The following is a 3,742-nucleotide window of genomic DNA, read 5'->3' as shown; positions in this document are numbered from 1 at the left end:
TTTCAGATTTTTACAGTTTTTCATTGTCCGTCAGGCGAAGGTTGCGTAAAAATCTTGTTCAGCAAGCCCTATTTAGGCAGCGGCCGTTTCCGGTATTTCACTTGGGGGCGGCTGTTTTTTTAGCTATTGTGAATGGCTTCTCCCACTTTCCCCTGGTACATGCACTTCTGGGCCGCTGCCTACATACAATGTAACAAAGCCGCGCAGCTGGCGGGCGGGACATCGAAGCATAACGTACTGCGGCGGTTTGCTCAGGGGGACGCCCGTTCACGAAACCTGCTGATTGAACATAACCTGCGGCTGGTGGCGCATATTGTGAACACGATGTGAACACGAATCAACGTCAGGAAACAGCCCGGTTTGTGTGCAGCGGACGGTTTGTGAGGGGAGGGAGGACGAGCCATATGGGGGATAAGCCGGTCCGGTAGGTCCGGCTTTTTGCTTCTTCTTGGTTCGGGTGGTGTATGTTATACTGGTGATAAAAGAGCGGGAAAGCTTATGACAAGGGGTGACATCGAATGGAAAAGGTCAATTCACTGGAAGATTTAATGGAGAACATATCGAATATGAGCCGCGACAATTCCGTGTACCAATTTCATATTCCAGGGAAAGGAAAGTTCACTCTCGTTTTGCAAGAGGAAGAGCAGCGGTCCATTCAAGCTGATGTTGAGGCTAGTCCGGAATTGAAGGCCATGATTGAACAAAGCAGGAAGGAATTCAAGCTTGGCAAAGCGATGAGTACATCGGAGTTACTGAACTCCTTATCTCCAGAGGATTTTCGGTCATGAACCGTGTAGTTTTATGGTCTCCGACAGTAAGATACAAGCTCTCTCAATTTCGCAGCGAGCGATTTACCCCCGAGGAAACGTACGATTTCATATCTCAATTCATTCTAGAAACAGAAGTTATACTCACCAATCCTATTATAGGCAAAGCATATACAGAGGAAAGCGGCACTTATGTAGGACTGTCGCGTATCGTAGTGAAGAGGTTTAGGATTTACTACGAACAGCGTGAGAATGAAGTTTGGATTGTTGCTGTTTTATTTCCCGGAGAGAAATGAAGAATGATTGCTCAAATTGTATAATTGGGAGGAAAACAGTTATTTATGCCCTGCCAAATAAGCCGAACCAACAAATTTCTAAGGACGATTGCTCCATTGACGATATCCTTGAATCGGCTGGAATTTTAACTCCGGAACAAGCTGCGCATTTGACCGATGAAATTAGAAGGATGCGTGAAGAAGAATGGGATTGAATCTAATAGCAAACCCATTGTAACTCCGTCCGCCGGATACAATGGGTTTGTTTATATACTCGGAATACCACAATGGAGAACTGACGATCATGGTTTATAGATGCAGAATCGAACTGAATGAGATCGCCCCGAAAATATGGAGGGAGTTTCAATTTCATCCGGACGTGATGTTTCACCAGCTTCACAAACTCATTCAAGTAGTCATGGGATGGGAAAATTATCATTTGTACGAATTCCATGTGAATGGACAAGTTGTCGGGCTGCCTGATCCGACATTCGAGCATATGGAAGACCGTGAGGTGTTGAACGCACGTAGGGAAACCGTTAAGAAGCATGTTCAAGAGGAAAATAGCTCATTTACCTACGTCTATGATTTTGGCGATGATTGGCAGCACACGGTTACGTTGATCAACATCGATTCAATGACATCGGATCCAGCACCCTTATGTCTGGATGGAGCCCGCAGCTGCCCGCAGGAAGATGTGGGAGGTGTCTGGGGGCATCAGCATCTGATCGAAGTCTTGCTCACTCCCAATCATCCGGAGCGGGAACATTTTATCGAATGGGTTCGCAAAGGTTATGATCCCGAACATTTCTCCAGCGAAGAAGTGAATCGGGAAATCCAGCGGTTGAAGGACAAGCTGATCCCAAAGGTACTGATTAAGCGGCCGGAGGGTAATAAGCCTGTAAAGCTGACGAAATCGGCGCTGAATAAGCATCTGAAGCAGCTAAATAGCGACCAGCTTATCGATTTGGTCAAGGCTTGTTATGGCGCCAGCAAAGATATGGAGAGGTTCCTTGCCGTAAGAATACTGGGCGATGAAGCGGTAGAATCCTTGTTTCAAGAATACCGCAAGAAGGTGGAGCAAGAGTTTTTCCCTGAACGTGGTCATGGGAAGCTAAGACTTCAAGAAGCGAAACAAGCAATATCAGAATTCGAAAGACTAACCGAAAGCGTCCCGTTCAGTCTGAAATTGAAGCTGATTTACGTGGAAAATGGAGTCGACTTCACCCTAAGCTACGGGGATATCGATGAACGCTTTTACTATAGTATGGCGTCCATGTATGCCGATATCATCGATCAAGTGAATGAAGATGAAACGGCCGTGTTGTTCGACGAATTCGAGGAGCGTCTTGAAGCCGTTGTTTCGAAAACAGAAGGGATCGGCTGGGGTTTTCATGACAACTTAGCTGAATTGTATGCTCAAATACGTTGGATTTAGGTGAGGGGCTTTATGCGCGTCAGGAAGCAAAAGATGCGGACTAATGCTAATTCGGAGTCCGCAGGGCTGTTGGAACAAGACGAGAATTTCTACTTTATCGCCGGATATACGGAGGGCGGATTTCCTTATGGTACTACGTGGAAGGAATATGAGGCGGAACAACGTGGCGAGTCCAGAAAAATGGCCGCAGATGGAGGAGAACCGATGAGAGAATTGAAATTGACCAAGCAGCAGCTGCAGGAGATCGTGGATGCCTACGACATGTACGTAGAAGGAATAGAGTCCTTCCTGAATATTGAAACCGGCGAAGTCGTTACGTTGCGGACATTTGATAGGGATGAAGAGGATGAAGAGTTAAGCGATATCATTGAAGAAGGCTTCAATGAAATATACTTTCGGCTTCCCAAGCGAGAGTCGGATGAAGGGTACGCGGATATGATGGATTTTGCAGCAACGATTGAAGACAAAAAGCTTCACTCCATGTTAATGAACATATTAAGCGGCGGCAAGAAAATATTCCGAAGATTCAAGGATGCTTTATCTTCCGATAGCAAAGAGTTAGAGCGATACTACCAGTTTGTTGAAGAGCAGAATCGCAAACGTGTTTCGGATTGGCTGGAATCCATTCCTGAGTTGATACTTGAGTAATACAGAATTGATTAGGCAGGGATTCCGGTGATGAGGGTGGACGAGCTTTCTGTGCAGATTCATTGCCTTGTTGACCTTACCCAATCAAAGTGAGCTAATTCGAAAGCGAGGAAGAACATGATATTTGAAATTACAAGCAGTATGGAGAGGGAAATTAGAGAATGGGATCAATGTATCCCTGTTGATGTATCCGGCGCCAAGTTTGCCTACACCTTCATTCCGACTAGCCTTGGAATTGTAATCAAGATTCAGTGCGATGTTTGCAAAAGAGAATTGTTGCTGAGTGATGTGGATTAGGGGGGTTGTTTAATCTAAAATACTCGAGGTCAACAGACGATCATGTTGGAGTGAATGAACGGCTAAGTTTCCTTAGTCGTTTTTCTGCATTTCGAACATTTGTTCGCTGACAATTTAGTGTCAATTCACTTTGATATATTGTTATTAGAGCTGCCATAGGAGTTGATTAAGTGGAACAAAAACTTCACCCGAATGTCATTCGATATTGGCAAATTAATTACGGCTTATATACGTTTAAATGTGAGCGTCAAATAGCCCCCACCTAGCAGTCAGATGGGAGCAAGTGTATGATGGATTAAGATTACGCGAGGCGGCAA

The 3,742-nt window shown here is 45.2% G+C and carries 5 protein-coding genes and 1 pseudogene; all 6 read left to right on the top strand.

The genetic code is table 11. The features are described from left to right. Window positions 1-194, top strand: a 194-nt coding sequence (locus WBG83_RS22115; protein WP_336747553.1) for a hypothetical protein, incomplete at its 5' end; no start/stop codon positions are given. A gap of 52 nt (window positions 195-246) precedes the next feature. Next, a pseudogene (locus WBG83_RS22110) lies at window positions 247-318 on the top strand (flagellar biosynthesis protein FliA); the annotation flags it as partial. 200 nt (window positions 319-518) lie between these two features. Next, on the top strand, window positions 519-788 hold the full coding sequence (locus WBG83_RS22105) for a hypothetical protein (protein ID WP_336747552.1): 270 nt from the start codon (window positions 519-521) through the stop codon (window positions 786-788). Beyond that, window positions 785-1,063, top strand: a complete 279-nt coding sequence (locus WBG83_RS22100) for a type II toxin-antitoxin system RelE/ParE family toxin (protein WP_336747551.1) — start codon at window positions 785-787, stop codon at window positions 1,061-1,063. The genes WBG83_RS22105 and WBG83_RS22100 overlap by 4 nt, the downstream gene beginning before the upstream one ends. A 283-nt stretch (window positions 1,064-1,346) precedes the next feature. Continuing rightward, window positions 1,347-2,480, top strand: a complete 1,134-nt coding sequence (locus tag WBG83_RS22095) for a DUF6155 family protein (RefSeq protein ID WP_336747550.1) — start codon at window positions 1,347-1,349, stop codon at window positions 2,478-2,480. Between the two features lie 69 nt (window positions 2,481-2,549). Then, the gene (locus tag WBG83_RS22090; protein WP_336747549.1) at window positions 2,550-3,128 is read left to right on the top strand and encodes a UPF0158 family protein; all 579 of its coding nucleotides are present in this window, start codon (window positions 2,550-2,552) and stop codon (window positions 3,126-3,128) included. Window positions 3,129-3,742: the final 614 nt, after the last annotated feature.

Source organism: Paenibacillus sp. y28, assembly GCF_037137075.1.
GTDB lineage: Bacteria > Bacillota > Bacilli > Paenibacillales > NBRC-103111 > JBBBNV01.
This window is presented reverse-complemented; position numbering and strand designations above follow the sequence as displayed.

Bases quoted from the DNA above. Each gene is read 5' to 3' on its own strand.
- WBG83_RS22105 (WP_336747552.1), top strand. From the start codon at position 519: ATGGAAAAGGTCAATTCACTGGAAGATTTAATGGAGAACATATCGAAT.
- WBG83_RS22100 (WP_336747551.1), top strand. From the start codon at position 785: ATGAACCGTGTAGTTTTATGGTCTCCGACAGTAAGATACAAGCTCTCT.
- WBG83_RS22095 (WP_336747550.1), top strand. From the start codon at position 1,347: ATGGTTTATAGATGCAGAATCGAACTGAATGAGATCGCCCCGAAAATA.